This is a genomic window from Streptomyces sp. Je 1-369 (assembly GCF_026810505.1).
GTDB lineage: Bacteria > Actinomycetota > Actinomycetes > Streptomycetales > Streptomycetaceae > Streptomyces.
Genome location: NZ_CP101750.1, coordinates 5,502,671 through 5,529,387 on the forward strand (window position 1 = coordinate 5,502,671; position 26,717 = coordinate 5,529,387).

General features: G+C 71.5%; 27 protein-coding genes. 8 read left to right on the forward strand and 19 right to left on the reverse strand.

The genetic code is table 11. The features are described 5' to 3' along the window. Positions 1 to 72: 72 nt before the first annotated feature. Positions 73 to 1,242 (forward strand): adenosine deaminase, encoded by a 1,170-nt coding sequence (locus tag NOO62_RS25175; RefSeq protein WP_268773121.1) that lies wholly within the window; start codon positions 73 to 75, stop codon positions 1,240 to 1,242. Positions 1,243 to 1,405: 163 nt separating this feature from the next. Beyond that, positions 1,406 to 1,726 (forward strand): ATP-binding protein, encoded by a 321-nt coding sequence (locus NOO62_RS25180; RefSeq protein WP_268773122.1) that lies wholly within the window; start codon positions 1,406 to 1,408, stop codon positions 1,724 to 1,726. 81 nt (positions 1,727 to 1,807) lie between these two features. On the opposite strand, the gene NOO62_RS25185 is transcribed toward NOO62_RS25180, so the two are convergent. The 5 genes from NOO62_RS25185 to afsQ1 form a co-directional block, all read right to left on the reverse strand. Beyond that, positions 1,808 to 2,008, reverse strand: coding sequence for a PspC domain-containing protein (locus NOO62_RS25185; protein ID WP_268773123.1), 201 nt, complete (start codon positions 2,006 to 2,008; stop codon positions 1,808 to 1,810). A gap of 91 nt (positions 2,009 to 2,099) precedes the next feature. Beyond that, a complete protein-coding gene (locus NOO62_RS25190; RefSeq protein WP_414930878.1) occupies positions 2,100 to 2,648 on the reverse strand; it encodes a VanZ family protein in 549 nt (182 codons plus the stop codon). Between the two features lie 52 nt (positions 2,649 to 2,700). Then, positions 2,701 to 3,300, reverse strand: coding sequence for a hypothetical protein (locus tag NOO62_RS25195; protein WP_268773125.1), 600 nt, complete (start codon positions 3,298 to 3,300; stop codon positions 2,701 to 2,703). After that, positions 3,297 to 4,871: a sensor histidine kinase gene (locus NOO62_RS25200; RefSeq protein WP_268773126.1), complete on the reverse strand. Its 1,575-nt coding sequence runs from the start codon at positions 4,869 to 4,871 to the stop codon at positions 3,297 to 3,299. The genes NOO62_RS25195 and NOO62_RS25200 overlap by 4 nt, the downstream gene beginning before the upstream one ends. After that, on the reverse strand, positions 4,868 to 5,545 hold the full coding sequence (afsQ1, locus tag NOO62_RS25205; RefSeq protein ID WP_030779097.1) for a two-component system response regulator AfsQ1: 678 nt from the start codon (positions 5,543 to 5,545) through the stop codon (positions 4,868 to 4,870). The genes NOO62_RS25200 and afsQ1 overlap by 4 nt, the downstream gene beginning before the upstream one ends. A 224-nt stretch (positions 5,546 to 5,769) precedes the next feature. Here afsQ1 and NOO62_RS25210 point away from each other — a divergent pair, with 224 nt between their 5' ends. After that, a complete protein-coding gene (locus NOO62_RS25210; RefSeq protein WP_268773127.1) occupies positions 5,770 to 6,495 on the forward strand; it encodes a SigE family RNA polymerase sigma factor in 726 nt (241 codons plus the stop codon). A gap of 173 nt (positions 6,496 to 6,668) precedes the next feature. Here the strand turns inward: NOO62_RS25210 and NOO62_RS25215 are convergent, their stop codons facing one another. Then, on the reverse strand, positions 6,669 to 7,310 hold the full coding sequence (locus tag NOO62_RS25215) for a uridine kinase (protein WP_268773128.1): 642 nt from the start codon (positions 7,308 to 7,310) through the stop codon (positions 6,669 to 6,671). Between the two features lie 224 nt (positions 7,311 to 7,534). Between NOO62_RS25215 and NOO62_RS25220 the strand changes: the two genes are divergently transcribed. Further along, positions 7,535 to 7,924, forward strand: coding sequence for a hypothetical protein (locus NOO62_RS25220; protein WP_268773129.1), 390 nt, complete (start codon positions 7,535 to 7,537; stop codon positions 7,922 to 7,924). Here the strand turns inward: NOO62_RS25220 and NOO62_RS25225 are convergent. Next, the gene (locus tag NOO62_RS25225; protein WP_268773130.1) at positions 7,921 to 9,483 is read right to left on the reverse strand and encodes an MDR family MFS transporter; all 1,563 of its coding nucleotides are present in this window, start codon (positions 9,481 to 9,483) and stop codon (positions 7,921 to 7,923) included. The genes NOO62_RS25220 and NOO62_RS25225 overlap by 4 nt on opposite strands. A gap of 26 nt (positions 9,484 to 9,509) precedes the next feature. Next, the gene (locus NOO62_RS25230; protein ID WP_268773131.1) at positions 9,510 to 10,115 is read right to left on the reverse strand and encodes an NADPH-dependent FMN reductase; all 606 of its coding nucleotides are present in this window, start codon (positions 10,113 to 10,115) and stop codon (positions 9,510 to 9,512) included. A gap of 89 nt (positions 10,116 to 10,204) precedes the next feature. Here NOO62_RS25230 and NOO62_RS25235 point away from each other — a divergent pair, with 89 nt between their 5' ends. Continuing rightward, the gene (locus NOO62_RS25235; RefSeq protein ID WP_268773132.1) at positions 10,205 to 10,945 is read left to right on the forward strand and encodes a TetR/AcrR family transcriptional regulator; all 741 of its coding nucleotides are present in this window, start codon (positions 10,205 to 10,207) and stop codon (positions 10,943 to 10,945) included. Between the two features lie 54 nt (positions 10,946 to 10,999). On the opposite strand, the gene NOO62_RS25240 is transcribed toward NOO62_RS25235, so the two are convergent. From NOO62_RS25240 to deoC, 3 genes are read right to left on the reverse strand one after another with little or no spacing between them, the layout of a single operon-like run. Further along, a complete protein-coding gene (locus tag NOO62_RS25240) occupies positions 11,000 to 11,887 on the reverse strand; it encodes an aldehyde dehydrogenase family protein (RefSeq protein WP_268773133.1) in 888 nt (295 codons plus the stop codon). Beyond that, positions 11,880 to 13,316, reverse strand: a complete 1,437-nt coding sequence (locus tag NOO62_RS25245) for an aldehyde dehydrogenase family protein (protein ID WP_268773134.1) — start codon at positions 13,314 to 13,316, stop codon at positions 11,880 to 11,882. Before NOO62_RS25245 ends, NOO62_RS25240 begins: the two co-directional genes overlap by 8 nt. Positions 13,317 to 13,321: 5 nt before the next feature. Then, positions 13,322 to 14,260: a deoxyribose-phosphate aldolase gene (deoC, locus tag NOO62_RS25250; RefSeq protein WP_268773135.1), complete on the reverse strand. Its 939-nt coding sequence runs from the start codon at positions 14,258 to 14,260 to the stop codon at positions 13,322 to 13,324. 88 nt (positions 14,261 to 14,348) lie between these two features. Here deoC and NOO62_RS25255 point away from each other — a divergent pair, with 88 nt between their 5' ends. Next, entirely contained in the window at positions 14,349 to 14,984 is a 636-nt protein-coding gene (locus NOO62_RS25255; RefSeq protein ID WP_268773136.1) for a PH domain-containing protein, read from the forward strand. Between the two features lie 28 nt (positions 14,985 to 15,012). Here the strand turns inward: NOO62_RS25255 and NOO62_RS25260 are convergent, their stop codons facing one another. The 4 genes from NOO62_RS25260 to NOO62_RS25275 form a co-directional block, all read right to left on the reverse strand. Continuing rightward, positions 15,013 to 16,257, reverse strand: coding sequence for a hypothetical protein (locus tag NOO62_RS25260; protein ID WP_414930879.1), 1,245 nt, complete (start codon positions 16,255 to 16,257; stop codon positions 15,013 to 15,015). Between the two features lie 148 nt (positions 16,258 to 16,405). Beyond that, positions 16,406 to 18,070, reverse strand: coding sequence for a phospho-sugar mutase (locus tag NOO62_RS25265; protein ID WP_268773137.1), 1,665 nt, complete (start codon positions 18,068 to 18,070; stop codon positions 16,406 to 16,408). Between the two features lie 559 nt (positions 18,071 to 18,629). After that, positions 18,630 to 19,454 carry a purine-nucleoside phosphorylase gene (locus tag NOO62_RS25270; protein WP_268773138.1) on the reverse strand — a complete coding sequence of 275 codons (825 nt, stop codon included), beginning with the start codon at positions 19,452 to 19,454 and terminating at the stop codon, positions 18,630 to 18,632. Positions 19,455 to 19,578: 124 nt separating this feature from the next. Then, positions 19,579 to 20,016: a gamma-glutamylcyclotransferase gene (locus NOO62_RS25275; protein ID WP_055568517.1), complete on the reverse strand. Its 438-nt coding sequence runs from the start codon at positions 20,014 to 20,016 to the stop codon at positions 19,579 to 19,581. A gap of 121 nt (positions 20,017 to 20,137) precedes the next feature. Between NOO62_RS25275 and NOO62_RS25280 the strand changes: the two genes are divergently transcribed. Together NOO62_RS25280 and NOO62_RS25285 are read left to right on the forward strand one after the other, a co-directional pair. Beyond that, positions 20,138 to 21,586 carry an NAD(P)H-quinone dehydrogenase gene (locus tag NOO62_RS25280; protein ID WP_268773139.1) on the forward strand — a complete coding sequence of 483 codons (1,449 nt, stop codon included), beginning with the start codon at positions 20,138 to 20,140 and terminating at the stop codon, positions 21,584 to 21,586. A 176-nt stretch (positions 21,587 to 21,762) separates the two neighbouring features. Then, positions 21,763 to 22,734: a DeoR/GlpR family DNA-binding transcription regulator gene (locus NOO62_RS25285; RefSeq protein WP_268773140.1), complete on the forward strand. Its 972-nt coding sequence runs from the start codon at positions 21,763 to 21,765 to the stop codon at positions 22,732 to 22,734. A gap of 15 nt (positions 22,735 to 22,749) precedes the next feature. On the opposite strand, the gene NOO62_RS25290 is transcribed toward NOO62_RS25285, so the two are convergent. The 4 genes from NOO62_RS25290 to NOO62_RS25305 form a co-directional block, all read right to left on the reverse strand. Continuing rightward, positions 22,750 to 23,367 carry a TetR/AcrR family transcriptional regulator gene (locus tag NOO62_RS25290; protein ID WP_398974702.1) on the reverse strand — a complete coding sequence of 206 codons (618 nt, stop codon included), beginning with the start codon at positions 23,365 to 23,367 and terminating at the stop codon, positions 22,750 to 22,752. A 53-nt stretch (positions 23,368 to 23,420) separates the two neighbouring features. Next, the gene (locus NOO62_RS25295) at positions 23,421 to 23,594 is read right to left on the reverse strand and encodes a hypothetical protein (protein WP_268773141.1); all 174 of its coding nucleotides are present in this window, start codon (positions 23,592 to 23,594) and stop codon (positions 23,421 to 23,423) included. A 5-nt stretch (positions 23,595 to 23,599) separates the two neighbouring features. Beyond that, entirely contained in the window at positions 23,600 to 24,499 is a 900-nt protein-coding gene (locus tag NOO62_RS25300) for a hypothetical protein (protein WP_268773142.1), read from the reverse strand. Between the two features lie 169 nt (positions 24,500 to 24,668). Then, positions 24,669 to 26,441 (reverse strand): acetyl/propionyl/methylcrotonyl-CoA carboxylase subunit alpha, encoded by a 1,773-nt coding sequence (locus NOO62_RS25305; protein WP_268773143.1) that lies wholly within the window; start codon positions 26,439 to 26,441, stop codon positions 24,669 to 24,671. Positions 26,442 to 26,717 lie beyond the last annotated feature (276 nt).

The following is a 26,717-nucleotide window of genomic DNA, read 5'->3' on the forward strand; positions in this document are numbered from 1 at the left end:
GCCACCCTTCCGCAGGGTCACTGTTACGTATCGACCAGTGAGTTCTACGCGCGTAGGCGCTAGAGTGCCGAAATGACGAGCCAGACACACACGACCGGTCACACGGACCGTGAAACGCCCAGCGCCGAGCAGATCCGCCGCGCCCCGAAGGTGCTCCTCCACGACCACCTCGACGGCGGCCTGCGCCCCGGCACGATCGTCGACCTCGCCCGTGAGAACGGGTACGAGGGCCTGCCCGAGACCGACCCCGACAAGCTCGGGATCTGGTTCCGCGAGGCGGCCGACTCCGGCTCCCTGGAGCGGTACCTGGAGACCTTCGCCCACACCTGCGCGGTGATGCAGACGAAGGACGCCCTCAAGCGCGTGGCCGCCGAGTGCGCCGAGGACCTCGCCGAGGACGGCGTCGTCTACGCCGAGATCCGGTACGCCCCCGAGCAGCACCTGGAGCAGGGGCTCACCCTCGAAGAGGTCGTCGAGGCCGTCAACGAGGGCTTCCGCGAGGGCGAGCGCCGCGCGAAGGAGAACGGTCACCGCATCCGCGTGGGCGCGCTCCTCACCGCGATGCGGCACGCCGCCCGAGCCCTGGAGATCGCCGAACTCGCCAACCGCTACCGCGACTCGGGCGTCGTCGGCTTCGACATCGCGGGCGCCGAGGCCGGGTTCCCGCCCACCCGCCACCTCGACGCCTTCGAGTTCCTGAAGCGCGAGAACAACCACTTCACGATCCACGCGGGCGAGGCCTTCGGTCTGCCGTCGATCTGGCAGGCCCTGCAGTGGTGCGGCGCCGACCGCCTCGGCCACGGCGTGCGCATCATCGACGACATCGAGATCGCCGATGACGGCACCGTCCGCCTCGGCCGCCTCGCGTCGTACGTACGGGACAAGCGCATCCCGCTGGAGCTCTGCCCGACGTCCAACCTCCAGACGGGCGCCGCCACTTCCTACGCGGAGCACCCCATCGGGCTGCTGCGCAAGCTGCACTTCCGCGCGACGGTGAACACCGACAACCGTCTGATGTCCGGCACCAGCATGAGCCGCGAATTCGAGCACCTGGTCGGCACGTTCGGCTACTCGCTCGACGACATGCAGTGGTTCACAGTCAATGCGATGAAATCAGCATTCATTCCTTTCGATGAACGACTGGCCATGATCAACGACGTGATCAAGCCCGGCTATGCCGAGCTGAAGTCCGAATGGCTGTTCCGCCAGACCGTCTCGACCAGCGGTTCTGTCGGGAGCTGACGGATTCACGTCCGCGTCGTACGACGCGTGAGCGGCCGGGGTGTGCACACCCCGGCCGCTTTCCTTTTTGCGCCCGGCCCGTGATTCGGGCTGCTGACGGTCGTTGAACCGCTCAAACCCCCCTCCCCACATCCGTAAGCAAAGACGCAAGGACGCATTGAAGATGAAGCAGTCTGCCGCCAAGTCCCTCGGTGTCGCCGCTCTCGGCGCCGCTTTCGCCGCCGCGGGTGCCGGTGCCGCGAACGCCGTCCCCGCCGACCCCGCGGCCGCGCTCGGCCCCGTCTCCTCCATGGTCCCGGCCGCCGGCGCCACCGAGTCCCTCTCCGCCGGACAGAACGCCCTCGGCAGCGGCCTGAACGCCACCGAGCCCGTCCTCAACAACGTCAAGGGCCCCAAGCCGGGCGGCCCGACCTCGCCGGTCTCCGGCCTGCTCGGCGGCCTGCCCCTCGGCGGCAGCGGCGTCAACGGCCTGCCGCTCGGCTGACCGGACCCCGTCCGAACGCCCGATGGGGCGCCCCTCACGCAGGGGCGCCCCATCGTCGTGTCACGGTCGTCCGGCCGCGGATCACCAGGCCTGACGCGCCTTGCTCTCCGAGGGGAGCAGGATCCACATCGCGATGTAGAGCAGGAACTGCGGGCCGGGCAGCAGGCACGAGACCACGAAGATCACGCGCATGGTCGTCGCGGACGTGCCGAAGCGCTTGGCGAGGGCTGCGCACACTCCGCCGATCATCCGGCCGTGGGTGGGGCGGGCAAGGGCGGTCATGGCGGGCTCCTTCGTGAACCGTAGGTGCGGGGTACTTCCGTGTACCCCGATACGACGACAGTACGTTCACGAACCAGGTCAAAGCATCGCTCTACGGTGCGATACCGACCCTGGGAATCGTCGGGGTCGGACCCTGAGACGTGTCCTCCCGGGGGAGGGGCACCCGGGCCCTCCCGTCACTCCCACGACGGAGCCGCGCCCTGGCCGCGGGCACGACGGCGACATGCGCGAGGGCCACCCCGAAGGTGTTCAGGAGCAGCGAGTCGATGTCGACGACCTGACCGGGCACCCCGGTCTGCAGCAGTTCGATGCCGAGCGACAGCATCGCCCCGGCGGCGACCGTGCGCACCAGCGAACCCCACGGCGAGACCTCGAGCCGGCCGCCGGCCAGCGGAAGCAGCACACCGAGCGGGGCGAGCAGCAGCACGCTCTCGCCGATCCGGCGGGCCGCCTGCACACCGCCGAGCGCCAGATCCGCCTTGATCCCGGCGAGCGGCTCCATGTTCGCGGCGCTCACCCAGGGGACGTCCAGCGGGCGCAGCGTGATCCACCCGACGAGCAGAAGATGTGCGACGAGGAGGAGTCCCCCCGCCGCACGGAAGCGAATGGCGGCACTGTGACCGCCCGAGCCTTGACGCACGCCCCCCAAGACGCCGGGGGCGGCAGGATCGGTTCCGCGTACCCGGCGGTGGTTACTCGACGGTTTGCACGGGCGGAGCCACGGTCCCGGGCCGGGACCGCACCTCCGAAGTGCACTCGTACCGCTTCAAAGGGCTGTTCGCGGGGCCGCCCATGACCACCGTGCCGCCGTCCGACGACGCGTTGTCGGCCAGCGTGCACACGATCTGCGCGAGTGCGAACGTGGACAGGTTCTCCGGCGGAGTGCTCAGGCGCAGCGCGTCCGCGGGGTCGCCCCTGCGCGGCCCGGAGACGCTGGTGCCGCGGCGCACGTCCGTGGCGAAGCCCGCCTGCTTCTCCTCGTCCGACGGCGACGCCGCCAGCTGGTCGAGGAGGGCCTGCGCGATGCGCACCCGGTCGGTGGTCGCCTTGTCCGTGGGCAGCTGCACATCCCGGTCGACGGTCACCAGCTGCGCCGCGCACACCAGGAAGACCTCCACCGGCACCCCGTTGCCCGACCGCGACGCGAGGGTGGAGCCCGACATCACACACGGCACCCGCGACGGCGCCGCGCCGTAGTCCGTCGGCACCTCCGTCGTCCTGATCCCGCACCCGGCGAGCACGGCGGCGAGACCCGCGACGGCGGCCGCGGCCCGTATCCGACGCCCGTTCACGCCTGGCCCCCTTCCGCGGACTCGCCCGCGTCGCCCGCGTCGTCCACGTCATCCGCGTCGTCCTCACCGCCGCGCGGCAGCCACAGCGTGAAGACCGCGCCGCCGTCCGGCGAGTTGGCGGCGGTGATCTCGCCGCCGTGGATGTGCGCGTTCTCCAGCGCGATGGAGAGACCGAGGCCACTGCCCTCGGACCGCGGCCGGGAGGCGGACGCCTTGTAGAAGCGGTCGAAGACGTGCGGCAGCACGTCCTCGGGGATGCCGGGACCGTGGTCGCGTACGGCGATGACCAGCTTCGCGTCCTCCAGGCGCACCGACACCTCCACCGGGGAGCCGCCGTGCTTGAGTGCGTTGCCGATGAGGTTCGCCAGGATCACGTCGAGGCGGCGCGGGTCGAGCCGGACCATGATGCCGCGCTCGGCGTCCAGCTCCACCGCGTCCAGCCAGGCGCGCGCGTCGATGCACGCGGTGATCTGGTCGGCGATGTCGACGCCGTCAAGGACGAGGCGCGCGGTCCCCGCGTCGAAGCGGGTGACCTCCATGAGGTTCTCCACGAGGTCGTTCAGACGGCGGGTCTCGCTCACCACGAGGCGTACGGCCGGTTCGATCATCGGGTCCACGGACCCCGTCTCCGCGTCGAGCTCCTCCTCCAGGACCTCCGTCACGGCGGTGATGGCGGTCAGCGGGGTGCGCAGCTCGTGCGACATGTCGGCGACGAAGCGCCGGGACGCCTCGTCGCGGGCGCTCATGTCGGCGACCTTCTTCTCCAGGTTCTCCGCGGTCCTGTTGAACGTACGGGACAGGTCGGCCAGCTCATCGGTGCCCGACACCCGCAGCCGCGTGTCCAGCTTCCCCTCGCCGAGGCGCCGCGCGGCGACACCGAGACGGTGCACGGGCTTCAGGACGGTCGTCGCGGCGGCCTGCGCGAGCAGCGCCGAGCCGATCAGCGCGAGCCCGGTGGCGATGGCCAGGGACCAGCCGAGCGAACTGAGGTCCTTCGCCTCCGGCTCCAGTGACTTGAGCATGTAACCGGTCGGGCCGCCGCCGATGACCTTGGCGCCGCCCACCAGATGCGGGGTGCCGTGCTCGGCGGTCCGCTGCCAGTACAGGTGGTAGGGGCTCTTGTTGCCGGAGGTCAGCGGCTGCTTCTCGGTCACCGCTTTCTGCAGCGAGGCCGGCACCTTGGCGAGCGTGAAGGCGTCCAGGTCGGAGTAGCCGACGAGCTGGCCGCCGCCCTTCTTCTCGGCGACCAGGAGCACGCTGTAGCGCTGGCTGCTGTTCGCCATCTGCTCGGCGGCCGCCTGCAGTTCGGCCTGCGAGACGTCGGCGGGCAGCGCGCCCGCACGGTTCTGCATCTGCTGCCTGAAGTCCTTGAGCGCCGCGTCCTGCGCGCGCGTGAGCACCGCCTCGCGGTTGAGCCAGTACGCGATGCCGGACGCGGAGACCGCCGCGGTGAGCGCCACGAGGCCGAACACCACGACGAGCCGCAGCCGCAGACTCGTGAAGCGCAGACCCGCCAGTATCGCCTTGCGCGCCGCGGCCCAGCCGCGGAGCTTGTCGTGCGGTTTGGTCACTGAGGCGTGTCCAGCCGGTATCCGACGCCGCGCACCGTACGGATCAGGGTCGGCGACGAGGGGACGTCCTCGACCTTGGCGCGCAGCCGCTGCACACACGCGTCCACGAGCCGCGAGTCGCCGAGGTAGTCGTGCTCCCACACCAGACGCAGCAACTGCTGCCGCGACAGGGCCTGTCCCGGCCTGCGGCTCAGCTCCAGGAGCAGCCGCAGCTCGGTGGGTGTGAGCTGCAGGTCCTCACCGTTCTTCGTGACGGTCATCGCGGCCCGGTCGATGACCAGCGAACCGAACGTCGCCGCGTCGTTCGCCTCGCGCTCGCCGCGCCGCAGCACGGCGCGGATCCGGGCGTCCAGGACCCGGCCCTGTACGGGTTTGACGACATAGTCGTCGGCGCCGGACTCCAGGCCGACGACCACGTCGATGTCGTCGCTGCGCGCGGTCAGCAGGATGATCGGCAGCTGGTCGGTGCGCCGGATGCGACGGCACACCTCGAAGCCGTCGATGCCCGGCAGCATCACATCCAGCACGATCAGGTCGGGCCGCTGCTCGCCGAGCAGCTTCAGACCGTCCTCGCCGGTGGCAGCAGTGGCCACCCGATGCCCCTGGCGCGTCAGCGAAAGCTCCAGGGCCGTCCGGATGGCGTCGTCGTCCTCGATCAGCAACAGGGAAGGCACGGACGTCATTCTGTCCCATGCCACGGCCCAGTTCGACTGCTGGTTCCTCCCCGAGCTCGTAATGGGCAGGTAGATGCCCGCACCCACACGTGACCTTCACAGGTGGAAGACCTCCCCGACCCCTGTGACAGGCCTGTGACAGTCGACGGACACCGCCATGAAGTGACTGCGGCAGAGTTCTGGTCACACGGAAGAAGCCGGACTCCACCGACGGGGGGCGCAAGATGAATTCGCTGCACAGCACCAGCTCGAGCGCAGTTGTCACGCGTCTCCACGACGTCGGACGGGGGTCTGAGAAGTCCGGTGCCGTGAGCGGGCGGGGGTGCGCTCGCGGCACCGGGCGTCAGCACACCGGGATCATGACGGTGGTTGACAGGGCTCACGGGGGAGCCGCGTACGGGGAGGACTCGGGGGAGCGGAAGTCACTGTCGGAGGCGGAGTTCACCGCCTACGTCCAGGAACGCCGCGCCTCCCTGTACGCAACCGCCTACCACCTGACCGGCGACCGGTTCGAGGCCGAGGACCTGCTGCAGAGCGCCCTCTTCTCGACGTACCGGGCCTGGGACCGGATCAGTGACAAGGCCGCGGTCGGGGGCTACCTCCGCCGCACCATGACGAATCTGCACATCAGCGCGTGGCGCCGCCGCAAGCTGAACGAGTACCCGACCGAGGAGCTGCCGGAGACGGTGGGCGACACGGACGCGATGCGCGGCACGGAGCTGCGCGCGGTTCTCTGGCAGGCCCTGGCCCGCCTCCCCGAACTGCAGCGCACGATGCTCGTGCTCCGCTACTACGAGGGTCGTACGGACCCCGAGATCGCGGACATCCTCGACATCAGTGTCGGCACGGTGAAGTCCAGCATCTGGCGGTCGCTCCGCCGGCTGCGCGAGGACGAGGTCCTCAGCTTCGGCCGTGACGAGGAGGAGTCCTTCGGCGAGTTGGTCGCCTGAGGGCAGGGGGAAACACGGGGGGCCGTCGCTCCGGGGGGTTGCGGCGGTTGCACGGGGGACAGCACGGGGGAAACAAGTGGAGGACCGGAAGGCCGGGGGGTCTTTCCGGTCCCTCTGCTTTCCGGTCCGTCTTGCTTTTTCCGGTCCCTCTGCTTTTTGAGACTGACCCGGGCCTACGAAGAGGCCTTGGCCCGCGCCTGCACGCACCGGCCCGCCGCGGCCGCCGCGACCCGCCCCAACGCCTCGTCCTTCGCGCAGGGATGCGCGCCCAGCGCGGTCTGCCGCGCCACGATGGCGCGTTCCGCCCGCATCAGCCGCCAGCCGCGCCGCAGCAGGAACGGCACGGACTTGCGGCCCTCCCGCAGATCCCGCAGCAGCCGCCGCCGGAACGTGGTCGAGGGCCGCCCCCGCAGACAGATCGCGTCGGCCAGCACGCCGAGCTCCCGACACCGCTCCACGATGTCCGCCGCGAAGATGCCCTCGGCGACGAAGAGCGGCGTGCGCTCGATGTCCAGGGACTCCTGCCCGACGCGCGCACTGACCGAGATGTCGTACACCGGCACCTTCGTGCGCCCCGTCCGGCACAGCTCCTCGATCGCGGCGACCGCCACGTCGGCGTCCCAGGAGGCCGGGGAGTCCCAGTCGATGTCCGAACTGCCCGGCACCTGCGGCAGCGTGGGGTCGCCCGCTTCCTTGTAGAAGTCGTCCAGACACAGCACGGGCAGCCCCGAGCGGGCGGCGAACGACGACTTCCCCGAGCCGGAAGGGCCCGTCAGCAGCACGACACGGGTCGGTATCGGGGGATGGGAACCCAATTCTCTGAGCCTTTGCAGCCGGAGTGGACCGCATCTCCCGACACGGTGCGTCCGTGTGGACGGGAGCCATTATCAACCGACGCGCCCGGGATGGGGCTCCCCCGCCCCGCTCCGGTGCCGCCGCACGCGCCGCCACGCGGGTGGACCTTGGTTCAGACACGTTCCTTCAACTACGCTACGTGCTCGCGCGATTACCCTACGACGCACGGATGTGAGCGGTACCCATGGCACGACACGCAGTGAAGAAGCTTCCCCGGTCCGGCTCGCGCGCGCTGCTGCGGGCGGGGATCACCGTGACCGTGGCGGGCGCGGCGCTCGGGGTGGGGGGCACGGCGACGGCCGGTGCGGCGGAGCCGGGGCCTCTGGCGTCGCCGCTCCAGGGCCTCTCGACGGCGCTGCACCACTCGGCGGCGGGCGGGCTCGGCCCGCTCAAGGACCTGCAGCTGGACCCGCTGGCCAACACCAGCGCCGACCCGCTCAACAACACGCTGGGTACGCAGGTCGCGGACTTCAAGCCGGTCAACACGGGCTTTGTCACCGGCCCGCTCACCTCGGGGGGTTCCCTGGCGGACCTGCCGCTGGTGGGCGGGTTGACGCGGCTGCTGCCGAGCTAGTCGGCGGGCGCCGCGGCTTCCGGCCTGGTCCGCAGCGGCACCTCGCGGATCAGCCACGCCGCCGCGAGCGTGAGCACGCACAGCACGGCCGTGCCGGTCATGACGCCGTGCAGCCCGCTGGTGACCCCGGCCCGGAAGGCGTCCCGTGCCGGTTCGGGGAGGCCGGTCAGGAGCGCGGGGGTCAGTTCGCCGCCCGCCAGGCGCTCGCCGTCCCGGCCGAGGCGCTCCGTCAGGGAGGCGGTCAGGCGGCCGGTGTAGACGGAGCCGAGGACCGCGACGCCGAGCGAGCCGCCGATGGTGCGCAGGAGCGCGTTGGTGCCGCTGGCGGCGCCCATGTCGCGGAGGTCCGCGCTGTTCATGGTGATGAGGAGCGACGGCTGCATCAGGCAGCCGAGGCCCGCGCCCAGGACGAACGTCAGTGCGGACGCCACGGCCGTGGAGGTGCCCACGTCCACCGTCAGAAGGGCCAGTGCGCCCACCGTGGCGACGGCGCCGCCCGCGATCGGGTACGCACGGTACGTGCCGCCCTTGCCGACCGCCCTGCCGATGTACAGCTGCGCGCCCATCATGCCCAGCATCAGCGGGAGCAGCAGCAGACCGCTCTCCGTCGACGACATGCCGCGGACGAACTGCATGTACTGCGGCAGATAGCTGGCCGCCCCCATCATCGCCGCGCCTGCCAGGAAGGTGAGCACTTGGGCGAGCGTGAAGTTGCGGTCGCGGAACAGGCGGGGCGGGACGACCGGTTCGGGGGCGCGCCGCTCCACCCGGGCGAACGCGGCGAGCGAGGCGGCGGCGAGCAGTGCGAGGCCGCCGATCTGCGGGGACAGCCAGTCGTACGTCGTGCCGCCCCAGGTCCCGAGCAGCGTCAGCGCCAGGATGCCCGCCGTCAGGAGTGCGACGCCCGCGTAGTCGATCCGGGCCGTGCTGCGCTCGCCGCGGAGCCGGACGAGGAGGCCGACGAGCAGGAGCGCGACCGCGCCGACGGGCACGTTGACGTAGAAGACCCAGCGCCAGTCGAGGTGGTCGGTGAGGAAGCCGCCGAGGAGCGGGCCGCCGATCATCGCGACGGGCAGCATGACGCCGATCATCGACTGTGAACGCCCGGCCTGTGCGGGCGTGAGCAGTGTCCCCAGGAGTGCCATCGCGCCGACGAAGAGGCCGCCCGCGCCGAGCCCCTGGAGGGCGCGGAACGCGATCAACTGCTCCATGTTCTGGGCGAGTCCGCAGAGCACGGAGCCGACCAGGAAGACCGTGATCGAGGTCAGATAGCTGCCCTTGCGGCCGTACAGGTCGCCGATCTTGCCCCAGACGGGGGTGGAGACGGCGGCGGCGAGCAGGTAGGCCGTCACGACCCAGGAGAAGTGGTCGAGGCCGCCGAGGTCGCCGACGATCGTCGGGAGCGCGGTGCCGACGATGGTGCCGTCGAGCGTCGCCAGGATGATGCCGAGCAGCAGGCCGAGGACGGCGAGCCGGGAGGGCGGGTCCGGGGTTTCCGGTGGTGCGGGGGGTGTCTCCTGGGCGGGGGTGGGTGCGGTGGGCTCCGTGCGCTGGTTCATGGCGTCCTCGCGGTGGTGACGTCGGGTCAGGCGGCGTACGGGCGGGCCGACCTGGCCTCGCGCAGGGCCAGCGCCCACCACGCGAGCTGGTCGAGCATGGTCTTGACCGCGGCGTCGCTCGCCGGCTCCGTGATCCCGTGCTGCTCGTCGAAGGAGCCCCAGGCGTTGTGCAGGCTGACGGTGTTGCGGATCGTCGTGGCGTTCAGCTCGGCCATCACGACCCGGAGGTGCTCGACCGCGCGGAGGCCGCCGGAGAGACCGCCGTAGGAGACGAAGCCGATCGGCTTGGCGTGCCACTGCTCGTTGTGCCAGTCGATGGCGTTCTTCAGGGACGCCGGGTAGCTGTGGTTGTACTCGGGCGTGATGAAGACGAAGGCGTCGGCCGCGGCCAGGCGCGGGCTGACCAGTGCGAGGGCCTCGGCGGTGGCGGGCGCGGGCGGCGCGCCGAAGGCGGGCAGGACCGTGGGGAGCGGGGTCTCGGCGAGGTCGATGACGTCGACGTCCATGTCGTCGCGCTGGTCGAGGTGGCCCTTGATCCAGCGGGTGACGACGGGTGCGAAGCGGCCCTCGCGGGTGCTGCCTACGAGGATCGCGACGCGGAGTGCGGCGGGGCGGGAAATGGCTGCGGTCATGGGGGTCCCCCGGGAATGTGTACGGCGTATCGTTCGCGTACAACGTACACACTGGTGTGTACGGCGTCTACAAGGGATACGGTGTACGCATGGCAGCACAGAAGAAGGTCGAGCCCGAGATCACGCTCTGGGAACGCCTGGAGCGCCCGGCAGCCGCGCAGCGCACCGCGCTGACGCCACAGAAGATCGCGGAGGTCGCGGTGAAGGTCGCCGACGCCGAAGGCTTCGCGGCCGTCACCATGCGCCGTCTCGCCACCGAACTCGGCGTCGCGCCCATGGCCGCGTATCGCCATGTCTCCGGCAAGGACGACCTGTGGGCGCTCATGGTCGACCGGGTCACCGCCGAGGTCGTCGTGGCCGAGGACGTGGCCGGCTGGCGCGAGGTACTGCGCGCGTACGCCGTCGGCAGCCGCCGCCTGATGCTGGCGCACCCCTGGCTCGCCCAGCTCCCCACGCCCCACTTCGCCCTGACGCCGAACCGGATGGCCATGGCCGACCGGCAGCTCGCGGCACTGGAGCACCACGGGCTCGACGCCGACACGATCATGACGGCCTTCCGCACCGTCGGCGCCTACGTGCACGGCGTCAGCCAGTCGGAGGTGGCGCTGCGCCAGTACATGCAGGACAACGGCTGGACCAGCGGCGAAGAGGCACGCGCCGGACTCGCGCCGCAGATGATGTACCTGATGGGCACCGGCCGCTATCCGGCCTACCGGCGCTACGCCATCGGGGCGGGCCGCAAGGACGACGCCGCCTGGCAGTTCGAGACGGGCCTCGACTGCGTCCTGGACGGCATCGCGGTCCGGCTCGGGCTCGCACCGCGCGCATGACGAAGCCCCGGCCTCCTGGACGGAGGAGGCCGGGGCTTCGCGGTGCGGAGCGGCTCAGTACGCCGAGCCGGACGCGCCCAGCGAACCCGTGGGGTGCCAGACCGTCTTGGTCTCCAGGAAGGCCGTCAGGCGGTGCGTGCCGGGGTCGGCCGACCAGTCCACAGGCTGTGGACGGACGACACGCTTGAGGTTGTCCGCCGCGGCGACCTCCAGCTCCTTGGCCAGGACGTCGTCCTCGACGCCCGCGAGGTCGATCGCGTTCACGTCCTGGTGCGCGGCGAGCGACGGGGCGATCTCCGCCGTACGGCCGGACAGGATGTTCACGACGCCGCCGGGCAGGTCGGAGGTGGCGAGCACCTCACCGAGGGAGAGCGCGGGGAGCGGGGAGTCCTCGCTGGCGATCACCACGGCCGTGTTGCCCGTCGCGATCACGGGCGCGATGACGGAGACCAGACCCAGGAACGACGACTTCTGCGGGGCGACGACCGTCACCACGCCCGTCGGCTCCGGCGAGGAGAGGTTGAAGAAGGGGCCCGCGACGGGGTTGCCGCCGCCCACGATCTGGGCGACCTTGTCGGTCCAGCCCGCGTACCAGACCCAGCGGTCGATCGCCGCGTCCACGACCACGGCGGCCTTGGACTTGGACAGACCCTCCGCCTCGGCGACCTCGCGGACGAACTGGTCCTTGCGGCCCTCCAGCATCTCCGCGACGCGGTAGAGGATCTGGCCGCGCAGATACGCCGTCCTGCCCGCCCAGCCGCCCTGCGCCTTGCGCGCGGCGACGACCGCGTCACGCGCGTCCTTGCGGGACGAGAGCGGGGCGTTGGCCAGCCACTTGTTCTTCGAGTCGGACACCTCGTACACCCGGCCGCTCTCGCTGCGGGGGAACTTGCCCCCGACGTACAGCTTGTAGGTCTTGAAGACGCTCAAACGGTCAGACATCGAGGTACGCCTCCAGGCCGTGGCGACCGCCCTCGCGGCCGTAACCCGATTCCTTGTAGCCGCCGAAGGGCGAGGTCGGGTCGAACTTGTTGAACGTGTTGGCCCAGATCACGCCCGCGCGCAGGCGGTCGGCGACCGCGAGGATGCGGGAGCCCTTCTCCGTCCAGATGCCGGCGGAGAGGCCGTACTGGGTGTTGTTGGCCTTGGCGACGGCCTCTTCCGGCGTACGGAAGGTGAGCACCGACAGCACCGGACCGAAGATCTCGTCGCGCGCGACGGTGTGCGCCTGCGTGACGTTGGTGAACAGCGTCGGCGCGAACCAGTAGCCGGACGAGGGCAGCTCGCACGGCGCCGACCAGCGCTCAGCGCCCTCCGCCTCGCCGGTCTCGGCGAGCGCGGTGATGCGGGCGAGCTGCTCGGCGGAGTTGATGGCGCCGATGTCGGTGTTCTTGTCCAGCGGGTCGCCGAGGCGGAGCGTGGAGAGGCGGCGCTTGAGGGCGTCGAGCACCTCGTCCTGGACCGATTCCTGTACGAGGAGACGCGAGCCCGCGCAGCAGACCTGGCCCTGGTTGAAGAAGATGCCGGTGACGATGCCCTCGACGGCCTGGTCGATGGGCGCGTCGTCGAAGACGATGTTCGCGCCCTTGCCGCCCAGTTCGAGCGTGACCTTCTTGTCGGTGCCCGCGACCTGGCGCGCGATGGCCTTGCCGACGGCGGTCGAGCCGGTGAAGGCGACCTTGTTCACGTCCGGGTGGGCGGTCAGGGCCGCGCCCGCGTCGCCGTAACCGGGAAGGATGTTGACGACGCCCTTGGGCAGGCCCGCCTGGCGGCAGATGTCCGCGAAGAACAGCGCACTCAGGGGGGTCGTCTCGGCGGGCTTCAGGACGACCGTGTTGCCGGTCGCGAGCGCCGGGGCGATCTTCCAGGCCAGCATCAGGAGCGGGAAGTTCCAGGGGATGACCTGGCCCGCGACGCCGAGCGGCCGGGGGTTCGCGCCGTACCCGGCGTGGTCGAGCTTGTCGGCCCAGCCCGCGTAGTAGAAGAAGTGCGCGGCGACCAGGGGGAGGTCGGCGTCGCGCGTCTCCTTGATGGGCTTTCCGTTGTCCAGGGTCTCCAGGACGGCCAGTTCGCGGCTGCGCTCCTGGATGATCCGGGCGATGCGGAAGAGGTACTTGGCGCGCTCGGCACCCGGCAGCACCGACCACTTCTCGAAGGCCTTGCGGGCGGCCTTCACCGCGCGGTCGACGTCTTCGGAGGAGGCCTGCGCCACCTCGGAGAGGACTTCTTCGGAGGACGGGGAGACCGTCTTGAAGACCTTGCCGTCGGCGGCCTCGGTGAACTCGCCGTCGATGAACAGGCCGTAGCTCGGCGCGATGTCGACGACGGAGCGCGACTCGGGCGCCGGAGCGTACTCGAAGGGGGAAGTCATGGTGATCAGTCCACCGTCACGTAGTCGGGGCCGGAGTAGCGGCCGGTGGCCAGCTTCTGACGCTGCATGAGCAGGTCGTTGAGGAGCGAAGAGGCACCGAAGCGGAACCAGTGGTTGTCCAGCCAGTCGGGACCGGCCGTCTCGTTCACGAGCACGAGGAACTTCACCGCGTCCTTGGTGGAGCGGATGCCGCCCGCGGGCTTCACGCCGATCTGCACCCCCGTCTGCGCACGGAAGTCGCGGACGGCCTCCAGCATGAGCAGGGTGTTGGCCGGGGTGGCGTTGACGCCGACCTTGCCGGTCGAGGTCTTGATGAAGTCGGCGCCCGCGATCATGCCGATCCAGCTGGCGCGCTTGATGTTGTCGTACGTCGAGAGCTCACCGGTCTCGAAGATGACCTTCAGGCGGGCGGTGCCGCAGGCCTCCTTCACGGCGCGGATCTGCTCGAACACCGTCATGTAGTCACCCGACAGGAACGCGCCCCGGTCGATGACCATGTCGATCTCGTCGGCGCCCGCCGCGACGGCCTCGCGCACGTCGCCCAGCTTCACCTCGATCGCCGCGCGGCCCGCGGGGAAGGCGGTCGCGACGGACGCGACCTTCACGCCGCTGTTCCCGACGGCCTCCTTGGCGGTGGCGACCATGTCCGGATAGACGCAGACGGCCGCGGTGCGGGGGGTCTCACGGTCGGTCGGGTCCGGGTTCGCGGCCTTCGCACCGAGCGCCCGGACCTTGCCCGGGGTGTCGGCGCCCTCGAGCGTCGTCAGGTCGATCATCGAAATGGCCAGGTCGATGGCGTACGCCTTCGCCGTGGTCTTGATCGAACGGGTACCGAGCGAGGCGGCACGCGCCTCCAGGCCGACCGCGTCGACGCCGGGCAGCCCGTGAAGGAAGCGGCGGAGCGTGCTGTCGGACGCTGTCACGTCAGCGAATGCAGTGGGCATGGTCACGAGGGGAGCATATCTACGCGCGTAGCTGCTGTACAGGGGGAGGGGACGGGGCGCCCGGCAGGCTCTCAGGCAGAATCAGGGTATGAGCGACCCTCAAGACCCCGCGGCGGAGCCCGTCTACAAGGACCGCACCTATCGGTCCCCGGCCGGCATCGCGGGCGGTGTCCTGCTGCTCGCCCTGGGCGCCTGGCTCGGCATCGACGCCGTGGTCCGCGGCGAGGGCCGCACCCCGTGGCTCGCGCTCGCCGGGCTGCTCCTCGCCGTGCCGCTGATCGTCGCGTTCACCGTACGGCCCGCCGTGTACGCCAACGACGACCGCCTCCGGATCCGCAACCCGTTCCGGACCATCACGCTGCCGTGGGCGTCCGTCGCGACGCTCCGCTCCGGCTACTCCAACGAGGTCCTCACCGGCGCGGGCACGAAGTTCCAGCTCTGGGCGATCCCCGTCTCGATGCGCGGCCGCAAGAGGGCGGCGCGCAGGCGGTCGATGGCCGCCGCGTCCGGCGACCCGACGGGCGGCCGCCCCTTCCTCGACCCCAACGCGCCGCCCACGCGCGCGGCGGGCGACCTGTCCATGGACGAGCTCCGCGAACTCGCCGAACGGCGCGCCGACGCGGAGTCCGCGCAGGGCGAGCCCGTGGTGCGCTGGGCGTACGAGATCCTCGCGCCGTGCGCCGCGGGGGCGGTGCTGCTCGCTGTGCTGCTCGCGGTGGCCTGAGGAGTCTGTTCGGGGGGCTGCGCCGGGGTTACGGCGGGCCGTGCCAGCCCAGGAGCATGTGGCCGCCGCACACCGCCGACATGAGCGCCGCCGCGCTCAGCACCGTCACGAGTACGTGTGCTCTCGCGCGCGCCAGCGCCACGGCGACCGGCAGCAGCAGCGGGAAGCCGGGCAGCAGGAAGCGGGCCCGGGGGAAGTAGACGCCGCTGCTGCCGAGCACGATCACGAGCAGCAGACCGCTGAAGACCAGCAGGGGCAGCGGCTGCCGGTCGCCCGCCGACAGCACGAACAGCACGACCGCGCCGAGCAGGACGACCGTCACCATCGCCACGAAGAGCGCGGGCCGCTCGGTGACGAACAGGTCCCGCATCCGCTGCCACGTCGCGACCCCGCCGTCCCACCTGTTGCGCCACAGCTTCTGTACGGCGAAGTACCCGTCCCAGCGGCCGAGGCGCAGGCCCACCCACCCGACGTACGCCAGCCAGCCGAGGGGGGCGATGACGGCGCCGAGGAGCGGGCGGAGCGGCCGGACGACGGGTGGGCGGCGCAGGGCGAACAGGGCGCTCAGGGAGACCGCCGCGGCCACCGTCACGCCCGTGGGACGCGTCAGGCCCGCCAGTGCGGCGAAGGAACCCGCCCACAGCCAGCGCCCGCTGAGCACCGCGTACAGAGACCACGCGCACAGGGCCGTGAACAGGGACTCCGTGTAACCCATCCACTGCACGAGCGCCACGGGCAGGCTGCCCCAGAGCACGGCGAGGACGACACCGGCTCTACGTCCGTACAGCCGGTCGCCGACCGCGAAGATCCCCCACGCGGCGAGCAGCGAGGCGGCCACCGACACGGAGAGGCCCGCGGCGCCCCGCGGCAACCACGGCGCGAGGGCGTCGCCCGCCCTGACGAGCAGCGGGTAGAGCGGGAAGAAGGCGAGGTTGTTGCCGTCGATCCGGGTGCCGAGCTCGTGGGCGTAACCGTTCTGCGCGATCTTCAGGTACCAGTCGCAGTCCCACGACTCCATGAGCAGGTGCCGTACGCCGCGGTGGTCGCGGTGGGCCCACACGGTGAACACCAGCAGGCCGAGCGCGCGGACGGCCGTGTACGCGGCGAGGGCGGGCCAGGCGTGGCGCAGGGCACGGGTGGCGCGTGCTCTCAGACCCGGGGGCGCGGACGCGGCGCCGCCGTGGGGACTGCCGGACGCGGCCGCGGTCGCTGTCGCGGGTGCGGGGACGCGGGTCGGGGCGGCGGTGGGGGGCTCGGAGAATCCGTACGGCACTGCGGCGGCTCCCGGAACGTGAAAGTGCGCTACCGGTCGTCCCTACCTGGGAAGACCGGCAGCGCACCGGGGCACTGCGGCAGTCGCTGCGTGGAATCACTCGGACGGGTGGTGGCCGGGTGCACGCCGGTGTCCGAGTGGCTTGGTGTCAGATGCCCGCTGCCGCCGACAGGTCGCGCTTGATGGCGGCGAGCAGGTCCGTCGCGCGGGTGCGGGACTCGGGGAGCGCGGCCTTGTCCGTCACCGGGACGACCACTTCGAGGTAGCACTTGAGCTTCGGCTCGGTGCCGCTCGGGCGGACGATGACGCGGGCGCCGTCGAGCGTGTAGCGCAGGCCGTCGGTGGGCGGCAGCGTCTCCGTGCCGCGCGTCAGGTCCTCCGCCTTGGACACGGGCAGGCCCGCGAGCTCCGTCGGCGGCTGCTCGCGCAGGCGGCGCATCGCGTCCGCGATCAGGGACAGGTCCTCGACGCGGACCGACAGCTGGTCGGTGGCGTGCAGGCCGTGCTCCACGGCGAGGTCGTCGAGCAGGTCGAGGAAGGTGCGGCCCGCCTCCTTGAGCTCGGACGCGAGTTCCGCGAGCAGGAGCGCCGCGGTGATGCCGTCCTTGTCGCGTACGCCCTCGGGGTCGACGCAGTAGCCGAGCGCCTCCTCGTAGCCGTAGCGGAGGCCGTCGACGCGGGCGATCCACTTGAAGCCGGTCAGGGTCTCCTCGTACGGCAGGCCCGCCTTCTCGGCGATCCGGCCGAGGAGCGACGAGGAGACGATCGACTCGGCGAACGTTCCGGTGGCGCCGCGCCCGACCAGGTGGGCGGCGAGGAGGGCGCCGACCTCGTCGCCGCGGAGCATCCGCCAGTCGGCTCCGCCGGGACCGGTCCTGACCGCCGCCGCGCAGCGGTCCGCGTCCGGGTCGTTGGCGATGATCAGGTCCGGGGCGGGGGTGGTGCGGGCCGCCGTCGCGAAGGCCAGGTCCATCGCGCCCGGCTCCTCCGGGTTCGGGAACGCGACCGTGGGGAAGTCCGGGTCCGGCTCGGCCTGCTCGGCGACGAGCGTCGGCGCGGGGAATCCGGCGCGGGCGAACGCGGCGAGCAGGGTGTCCTTGCCGACGCCGTGCATGGCCGTGTAGACGGCGCGGGCGGTGCGGGGGGAGCCGGGGGACAGGACGGCGTCCGTGCGGGCCAGGTAGGCCTCCAGGACGGCTTCGTCGAGGGTCTCCCAGCCGGACTCGGGGCGCGGGACGTCGTCCAGGCTGCGGATGGCGTCGATCTCCGCCGCGATCTCCGCGTCGGCGGGCGGGACGATCTGGGAGCCGTCGCCGAGGTAGACCTTGTAGCCGTTGTCGCGCGGGGGGTTGTGGCTGGCCGTGACCTCCACGCCCGCGGCGGCGCCCAGGTGCCTTATGGCGAAGGCGAGGACGGGGGTGGGGAGGGGGCGGGGCAGGACGGCGGCGCGGAGGCCGGCGCCGGTCATCACGGCGGCGGTGTCGCGGGCGAAGTCGGCGGACTTGTGGCGGGCGTCGTAGCCGATGACGACGAGGCCGTCGGTCTGTCCCTTGCCCTTCAGGTACGCGGCGAGGCCTGCGGCGGCGCGGATCACCACGGAGCGGTTCATGCGCATGGGGCCCGCGCCGAGTTCGCCGCGGAGGCCGGCGGTGCCGAACTGGAGGGTGCCCGCGAAGCGGGCCCCGAGCTCGGCGGTGTCCTCGGCGTCGATGAGCTTGCCGAGCTCTTCGCGGGTCTCCGGGTCCGGGTCCTCGGCCAGCCAGGACCGGGCCTGCGCGATGAGCTCTGAGGTGGCGGGGGTGTCGTCCTGCACGGGATCTTCAGCCTCTCCTGGCGGGGCGCCTTGGGCGGTGTCTGCGCCTTGGGGTGGTCTGGGGGTGCGTGGCTGCGTGGCTGCGCGGGTGCGGGTGCGGGTGCGGGTGGGTGGGGGCGGTGCGTCTGGGGTTCGTTTCTGGGTGCGGGGTGGTGGGGCGGGTGCGCCCAGGGTCCGTCCGTGGGGGCGGGGCCGCGCGGGTATGTACGTACTCGCTATCCCTGCGCCGCGTCGGGCGTTCCTGAACGTCGGGGTGTGCTCGGTGCTCCGTGCGCACATACCCCCACGTCCCCTCGCGTCTCGCGGGCGGGCGCGGACCAGTGGGTGCGCTGTCCGGCCCCGGCACCGTGGCTGGTACCCAGCGGCGTGCCCTGCCCCGCAGGTACGGAAGCCCACCCGCCCCTACCCCCGCCTCGCGGTGCGGGGTGAACGGGTGGGTGGGAGTGATCCGCCGCGGAGCGGCGGGACTGTTCGGGCCCGCGGCCGGGAGACGGGGCGCGCCCCCACTCACCGCCCGCGGGGGGACGCGCAGGGTGCCCACCCACCCGTCCGCGGAGCGTCAGACGCGGTTCAGGACCTGGCCCAGGAGCTCGCCCATGCGGGTCGCGCTGTCGCGGCCCGCCTGGAGGACCTCCTCGTGGTTGAGGGGTTCGCCCGTCATGCCCGCGGCGAGGTTCGTGACCAGGGAGATGCCGAGGACCTCCGCACCCGCCTCGCGCGCGGCGATCGCCTCGAGGACCGTGGACATGCCGACCAGGTCCGCACCGATCGTGCGGGCCATGCGGATCTCCGCCGGAGTCTCGTAGTGCGGGCCGGGGAACTGCGCGTACACGCCCTCTTCGAGGGTCGGGTCGATCTCCTTGCAGAGGGCGCGCAGCCGCGGGGAGTACAGGTCGGTGAGGTCGACGAAGTTGGCCCCGACGATGGGGGACGTCGCCGTGAGGTTGAGGTGGTCGCTGATGAGGACCGGCTGGCCGGGGCGCATGCCCTCGCGCAGGCCACCGCAGCCGTTGGTGAGCACGATCGTCTTGCAGCCCGCGGCGACGGCCGAACGGACGCCGTGCGAGACGGCGGCGACGCCACGGCCCTCGTAGTAGTGGGTGCGGCCCAGGAAGACCAGCACACGCTTGTCGCCGATCTTGAAGGAGCGGATGCGTCCCCCGTGGCCCTCGACCGCCGGCGGCGGGAAGCCGGGCAGCTCGGTGACGGCGAAGTCCGCCTCGGGCTCGCCCAGCGCGTCGACGGCCGGCGCCCAGCCGGAGCCCATCACGAGGGCGACGTCGTGGGTCTCGGCGCCCGTCAGCTCGCGGAGGCGCGCGGCGGCGGCGTCGGCGGCGGCGTACGGGTCGCCTTGGATGTCGTCCGGAATAACTGAAGCGTTCACGCGGACGAGAGTAGCCGCTCAGGGCCTACGCGCGTAGATGACGATGCCCACGGGATTGCGATCGTTGTCTTGTCGTTTCCGACGAGAGGGAGACGAGAGGGAGCGGGACGGCGGCCCGGCGGGCTCAGCAAGGGCGTTTGCGGAGTTCCATCACGTAGTCGTGGGGTGCGCCCGCCGATTCCGCCGCGTCCGCCAGTTCGCCCAGGTAGCGGGCCGAGGGGAGCCCTCCCTCGTAACCGTTGAGGACGTACACCCAGGCGGGTTCCTCGCCCTCCAGGGTGTCCACGCGGACCCGCATGCGCCGGTAGATGTCGAGGCCGACGCCTTCCCAGCGGTCCATGGAGTCCTCGTCCATGGGGGCGATGTCGTAGAGCGTGACGAAGACCTGGGAGCGCGGCGCCTCGACGAGCGTGGCGAGCGCGCCTTCCCAGCCCATGTGTTCCCCGCCGAACGTGAGCCGCCAGCCGGTCAGCCACCCGGTCGCGCGCAGCGGTGAGTGCGGTGCGCGGCGTGACATGAGCCGCGGATCCAGATTGCCGGCGTACGCGGCGTAGAGCGACATGTGGTCGAGGGTACGGCAGCAATCAAGTACGCCCCTCCTGGAACGGGAGGACCGCCCGGACGGGGGGCCGTCCCACGGACGGAGGCCCCCGGGGCGTGAGCACCTTGAAGCGTGCGGGACAATGGAGTACGTGACTCGGATCGTGATCATTGGCGGCGGACCCGGCGGATACGAGGCGGCTCTTACGGCCGCCCAGCTCGGCGCGGAGGTGACCGTCGTCGACTGCGACGGTCTGGGCGGGGCGTCGGTGCTCACCGACTGCGTGCCGTCCAAGACTCTGATCGCCACGGCCGAGGTGATGACCACCTTCGACTCCTCGTACGAGGAGCTGGGGATCATCGTCGCTGACGACACCCCGCACATCGACACCCCCGCGCGCGTGGTCGGCGTCGACCTGGGCAAGGTCAACCGCCGTGTGAAGCGGCTCGCGCTCGCCCAGTCCCACGACATCACCGCGTCGGTGACGCGGGCCGGTGCGCGCGTGCTGCGCGGGCGCGGGCGGCTCGAGGGGCAGCAGGACATCGACGGGTCGCGGAAGGTCGTCGTGCGGGCCGCGGACGGGAGCGAGGAGACTCTTGTCGCCGATGCCGTACTGATCGCGACCGGCGGGCATCCGCGCGAGGTGCCCGACGCCCTGCCCGACGGCGAGCGGATCCTGAACTGGACCCAGGTGTACGACCTCGACGAGCTGCCCGAGGAGCTCATCGTGGTCGGTTCGGGCGTGACCGGTGCCGAGTTCGCCGGTGCCTATCAGGCGCTCGGGTCGAACGTGACCCTCGTGTCGAGTCGTGACCGGGTGCTTCCGGGTGAGGACCCGGACGCGGCCGCCGTCCTTGAGGACGTCTTCCGGCGCCGCGGCATGAACGTGATGTCCCGTTCCCGTGCCGCTTCCGCCAAGCGCGTCGGGGACCGGGTCGAGGTCACCCTCGCCGACGGCCGCGTCATCTCCGGGTCGCACTGCCTGATGGCCGTCGGTGCCATCCCGAACAGCAGCGGCATGGGTCTGGAGGAGGCCGGGGTCAAGCTGAAGGACTCCGGGCACATCTGGACCGACAAGGTGTCGCGGACGTCGGCCCCCGGCGTGTACGCGGCCGGTGACGTGACCGGGATCTTCGCGCTGGCCTCCGTCGCCGCCATGCAGGGGCGCATCGCGATGTACCACTTCCTGGGCGACGCGGTGCAGCCGCTGAACCTGAAGGCCGTGTCGGCGAACGTCTTCACCGACCCGGAGATCGCGACCGTCGGCTACAGCCAGGCCGACGTCGACGGCGGAAAGATCGACGCCCGCGTGGTGAAGCTGCCGCTGCTGCGCAATCCGCGCGCGAAGATGCAGGGCATCCGCGACGGTTTCGTCAAGATCTTCTGCCGTCCGGGCACGGGCATCGTGGTCGGCGGTGTGGTCGTCGCACCGCGCGCTTCGGAACTGATCCACCCCATCTCGATCGCGGTCGACAACAATCTGACGGTCGAGCAGATCGCGAATGCGTTCACCGTGTACCCGTCTCTTTCGGGGTCGATCGCGGAGGTGGCGCGTCAGCTGCACACCCGGAAGACGGCGGGCGAAGGCTGATCCTGTCGGCGGCCTGAATCAACTCTTTGCAGGTCACGCACTGTTGTCGCCCATTCGCGCGGCATAGGCGGGGAGAGTAAGCACCTATACCACTTCCCGTCCTGCCGTGCGAACAACTTCTGTAATTCGGCGCAAACTGCTGAAAGCAGACGGTCGTTGGGGTTACTGTCAGTTTCGTGTTCGCTGCAGAACGTCGCCAATTGATCCTCGAAATGGTGCGGGCCAACGGGGCGGTATCGCTCCGTGAGCTCGCCCGCGTCGTCCAGACCTCCGAAGTGACCGTACGGCGGGACGTGCGCGCGCTGGAGGCAGAAGGACTCCTCGACCGCCGACATGGCGGTGCGGTATTGCCGGGCGGATTCACGCGGGAGTCCGGCTTTCCGCAGAAATCACATCTCGCGACCGCCGAGAAGACGGCTATCGCCGATCTCGCGGCGGGTCTCGTCGAAGAAGGCGAAGCCATCGTCGTCGGGGCGGGTACGACCACGCAGGAGCTGGCCCGCCGGCTCGCGCGGGTACCCGGCCTGACCGTCGTCACCAACTCCCTCCTGGTGGCACAGGCGCTGGCACACGCCAACAGGGTGGAAGTCGTCATGACCGGCGGCACCCTGCGCGGCTCGAACTACGCACTCGTGGGCAGTGGGGCCGAGCAGTCCCTCCAGGGACTGCGGGTGTCACGGGCCTTCCTGTCGGGCAGTGGTCTGACCGCCGAGCGCGGCCTCTCCACGTCCAACATGCTCTCCGCGAGCGTGGACCGCGCGCTGGTCCAGGCGGCGGCCGAGGTCGTGGTCCTCGCGGACCACACCAAGCTCGGCACCGACACGATGTTCCAGACGGTGCCGACGGACGTCATCACCCGCCTGGTCACGGACGAACCGCCGGGGCACGACGACCGTGCCGCGACGGAACTGCAGGCCCTGGCCGACCAGGGCGTGCAGATCACGGTGGCGGGCGGTGCCGCAAGCCCTAACTCCGCGCCCGGTGTCGACTCCGTCCCGGCGGGGCGCCAGCCGCGCCGGGACGTGCCCCTGCCGGGTCAGCGTCGCACTCACGGGGCGGGCCCGGGCCAGCAGTTGCGCAGTGCGCTCCTCGGGGAACAGCCCCCCGGGGAACGGGCGGCGCGGGTCGCGGACCTGCGCCGCCGCTGATTCCGGCGGGAGCCTTCAGCCCCCGTCGGCCTTCAGCCCCCGCAGGGTCAGCGTGAGCAGGCGGTCGGCGAGCTCCGGATCGTCCGGAGTCTCCTCGGCCGCCAGGGAGATCGCGTTGGTCAGCTGGAGCAGGTCGCCGATGGAGACGTCGGGCCGCACCGCCCCCGCCTCCTGCGCGCGGAGCAGCAGGGCCGCGCCCGCCTCACGCATGGGCATGCTGCACTGCGCGAGTGCCGAGGTGTCGTCGTGCGACGCCGACATGAGCGCGCTCGACAGGCCGCGATACTCACCCGCATGAGTGATGATGGCGCGCAGCCACGCCACCAGCGCGGAGCACGGCTGCGGGTCGTCCAGCAGCGCGTGCGAGCGCGCGAGCAGGTCGCACACCGCGTCCTCCCAGACCGCGCTCATCAGCGCGTGCCGATTGGGGAAGTGCCGGTAGAGCGTGCCGATGCCGACGCCCGCGCGGCGCGCCACGTCCTCGAGGGACGCGCCCGTGCCGTGCTCGGCGAAGGCGGAGCGCGCCTCGGCGAGCAGCCGGTCGTAGTTGCGGCGGGCGTCGGCCCGCATGGTGCGCGCCGACTGTGCCGCCTGCTGCGGCGCTCTCGCCTGCTGGCCCGTGCCGGTCGTCATCCCCGCACCCTTCGTGAACGTACGCGTCCCCCAAGGATGCCACTGCCCCGTGGTCAGGAATCCTGGCGGGCGAAGAAGGCGTCCAGCTCCGTGCGGGCCCTGCGCTCGCGGCGGTGCGGCGGCAGGGAGCCGCCGCTCAGGTTCCGGGTCAGCCACAGGACCAGCGGATACGTGACACAGGTGCCGACGACCAGTCCGCTCAGCACACCGGTGACCAGGTCACTCATGATCATCAACTCACCTTCGTACGAAATCTCTTGAGACCGCCCCCGCCGCCCCCGGAGGGCACCGCCGGACCCGGGTCACGGAAGCCGTCCCGGGCCGTCGCGATCATCGTGGCGCCGTTGTCCGGGACCACCGCGCCGTAACCGAGCAGGCGCCAGCGGGCGTCGACGGCGTCGCTGTCGTAGTACGGCACCGGGCCGCACTCCGACGGCACCAGGAGCGGCTCGGGGCCCTTGGCGCAGCCGTGGCACGCGGCGACCTCCTCGGTGCCGTGCGGGGCGCCGGGCAGCGCCACGCGCGCGTGCCCGCGGTCGTGCAGCGGGTTGAAGTAGCAGGGCGGGTCGGGCCGCAGCGGCCGCTCCGTCACCAGGGCCTCCAGGGCGCGCATCCCGATGCGGCTGAACTCGACCGCCGCGACGAGCTCGCCGAGGGCGTGGGCCGCGTCGTACGCCGGGTCGGGGCTCCTGGGCCCCTCACCGATCGGGGCGATCACCGAGTTGCTCGCCTGGATCGACGCGGTGACCGCGAAGGACGCCAGCTCGGCGCGGAGTTGCGGGGTCAGCGTGCAGGTGTGGCGGAGCGTGTCGCCGAGCGCCGACGCGTCGCTGAGCAGCCCGGCCCGCCGTTCGGCGTGCGGGCGCAGCGCCTCCGGGTCGCCTGCCGGGTCCGGCGGCGGGGCCGACCAGTCGGACGCGGGCAGCGGGAGCGCGAACGTGTAGGGGCGGCGTCTGCCCAGCGGCAGGTGGGTGAAGCGGCGCAGGAGCGCGACGGACAGGGCCGTGGACAGGCCGAGGGCGAGCCCGGCCTCGTAGCGCTGCCCGGCGTCCGCGGTGGCCGCGAACCATCCGGTCGTACCGATGACGGCTGCCGCTGCGAGCAGCCCGACGACGTCCCCCGTGCGTTTCACTGAAGTCCCCCCGTGGCCTTCGGTTCTACGCGGGGGAGGACGCGGGGCGGGGCGGGGGCGGTTGCGCTTGTTCGGGACGGAGTGCGACGGGACGGAGTGCGACGGGAACGTGACGGGCCGGGCTGGAAGAAAACCAGCCCGGCCCGTCACGTGTGCGTCTGCCGCGGGGTCAGTCCTTGATCTCGCAGATCACCGCGCCGGACGTCAGGCTCGCGCCGACCTCTGCGGTGAGGCCCTTGACCGTGCCCGAACGGTGCGCGTTCAGGGGCTGTTCCATCTTCATGGCCTCCAGGACGACGACCAGGTCGCCCTCCATGACCTCCTGGCCCTCCTCGACCGCGACCTTGACGATCGTGCCCTGCATGGGCGAGGCGAGGGTGTCACCGGACGCCGCGGGGCCCGACTTCTTGGCCGCGCGGCGCTTGGGGCGGGCGCCGCCCGCCGCCGCGGTGCGCGCGATGGTCATGCCCAGGGAGGACGGCAGCGAGACCTCGAGACGCTTGCCGCCGACCTCGACGACGACCGTCTCGCGGCCCGGCTCCTCGTCCGTCTCGGCGTCCCCGGTGGCCGTGAACGGCGGGATCGCGTTGACGAACTCGGTCTCGATCCACCGGGTGTGGATCGTGAACGGGTCGCTGGAGCCGGTCAGCTCCGGCGCGAACGCCGGGTCCGTGACGACGGCACGGTGGAAGGGGATGGCCGTGGCCATGCCCTCGACGTTGAACTCCGCCAGCGCGCGGGAGGCACGCTGGAGCGCCTGCTCACGGGTGGCGCCGGTGACGATCAGCTTGGCGAGGAGCGAGTCCCAGGCCGGGCCGATGACCGAGCCGGACTCGACGCCCGCGTCCAGGCGGACACCGGGGCCCGACGGCGGCGCGAACGTGGTGACGGTGCCGGGCGCGGGCAGGAAGTTGCGGCCCGGGTCCTCGCCGTTGATGCGGAACTCGAAGGAATGACCGCGCAGTTCGGGGTCGCCGTAACCGAGTTCCTCGCCGTCGGCGATGCGGAACATCTCCCGGACGAGGTCGATGCCCGCGACCTCCTCGGTGACCGGGTGCTCCACCTGGAGACGGGTGTTGACCTCCAGGAAGGAGATCGTGCCGTCGACACCGACGAGGAACTCGACGGTGCCCGCGCCGACGTAGCCGGCCTCCTTGAGGATCGCCTTGGAGGCGGCGTACAGCTCGGCGTTCTGCTCGGCGGTCAGGAACGGCGCGGGCGCCTCCTCGACGAGCTTCTGGTGGCGGCGCTGCAGCGAGCAGTCGCGGGTCGAGACGACCACGACGTTTCCGTGCTTGTCGGCGAGGCACTGGGTCTCGACGTGCCGCGGCTTGTCGAGGTAGCGCTCCACGAAGCACTCGCCGCGGCCGAAGGCCGCCACGGCCTCGCGCACCGCGGAGTCGTACAGCTCCGGGACCTCTTCGAGCGTGCGGGCGACCTTCAGACCGCGGCCGCCACCGCCGAACGCCGCCTTGATGGCGATCGGCAGGCCGTTCGCCTCGGCGAAGGCGACGACCTCGTCGGCGCCGGACACCGGGTCGGGCGTGCCCGCGACCAGCGGGGCACCCGCGCGCTGCGCGATGTGCCGCGCGGCGACCTTGTCGCCGAGGTCGCGGATGGCCTGCGGCGGCGGGCCGATCCAGTTCAGGCCCGCGTCGATGACGGCCTGCGCGAAGTCGGCGTTCTCCGAAAGGAAGCCGTAGCCGGGGTGGATGGCATCCGCCCCCGCGTCCTTGGCCGCGGCCAGCACCTTGGAGATGTCCAAGTAGCTGGTGGCCGGAGTGTCACCGCCCAGCGCGAACGCCTCATCGGCTGCCCGTACATGCAGAGCGTCCCTGTCAGGGTCTGCGTAGACGGCTACGCTCGCGATCCCTGCATCCCGGCATGCCCGGGCAACGCGGACAGCGATTTCGCCACGGTTGGCGATGAGCACCTTGCGCACGATGGCTCCCTCCTTGAAACAAGCCGAGTTTAGGGACTGCCGACACGGCCTTACGACCCGTCCCCAATGGTGAGCTTGCCCACACGGAGTGTCACTCGAGACCGGCTAGGTTCGCGAAAACCCTTGTCGCACCGCGGTACGCAGGGTCCCTCCACGGCAGCGTAGCCCTCCGATGTGGTCAAGGTCTCTGTGCGTCAGCGCTGCGGACGCGGGGCTTTCTTTGTGGAGTCCCTACGAATGGCCCAATGATTCTTTGCCTGCGGCACAGCTCTTGTC